This window comes from bacterium endosymbiont of Bathymodiolus sp. 5 South (assembly GCF_900128535.1).
Lineage (GTDB): Bacteria > Pseudomonadota > Gammaproteobacteria > PS1 > Pseudothioglobaceae > Thiodubiliella.
Map to the genome: position 1 here is coordinate 1 of NZ_FQTR01000418.1, position 868 is coordinate 868.

Here is an 868-nt window from a genome sequence, read left to right on the forward strand (position 1 = left end):
ATTAAAAAATCGTGGAATTTTTGTAACTTCGTTCTCGCTTGACTTAAAAATAGATGATTGCTTGGATCCCATATCTTTAATCTGCTCTTCTTGTGTAGACATATCTTTAATCTGCTCTTCTTGTGTAGATTTGTCTTGTAGTTGGATATTGTCCTGTTTCTTTGCTCTTGTTTCTACTGGGATAGAATGTTTGCGCAATACATCCCAAAGTTGAGCGGTTGCTTGATGTTTGTCATTAATATAGTGTGAATAAAGAATGCGAAAAAATTGCCAACCAGCCCGTTCTAATATTTCTTGACGCTGCATATCTTGCTCAAATTGATCGTCACCATGCCAATAATCACCATCACACTCAATAGCAATTTTTGTGCCATCTGCACCAAACACGACTAAATCGATTTCATAACCTGCTACTTTATATGCAGGTTCTACTTTGTGACCTTTATTGATAATATTATTATAAACCTCCACCTCAAACCAGCTTCTAAAAGGTCTAGGTGGTTGAGGCTCTTCACCATACATCGGTTTTGGATTAGGTACGGAGATTGACTGACGCTGTTCAGATTCTCTCGTATTGTCATTAACAATATGTTTTAAAAGTCGATAACGAAAATCATTATTGTTTAAATCCTCTAATCGCACTGAATGGAAAAGCCATAATTGATCTTTAGCCCGACTTGCGGCAACATTAAAACGCCTCTTATCTTCAGGTCTTGTCAGTGCCCTCCTCCTAGAGTGATTATGGGCTGTTACTAAACTCAAAAAGATAATATCTCGCTCATCACCTTGAAATGAAGCAGGATTGCCAACCATTATTTTTCTTTCTTGGTAGTCTTTACTGTTAACTTTTTCTAGCAATAAATTAGTC

Annotated in this window: 1 protein-coding gene; it reads right to left on the minus strand. The window is 36.8% G+C overall.

Going from position 1 to position 868, the window contains the following annotated elements:
* A partial coding sequence (locus tag BBROOKSOX_RS11910; protein WP_139662106.1) for an AAA domain-containing protein occupies window positions 1-868 on the minus strand: 868 nt, incomplete at both ends.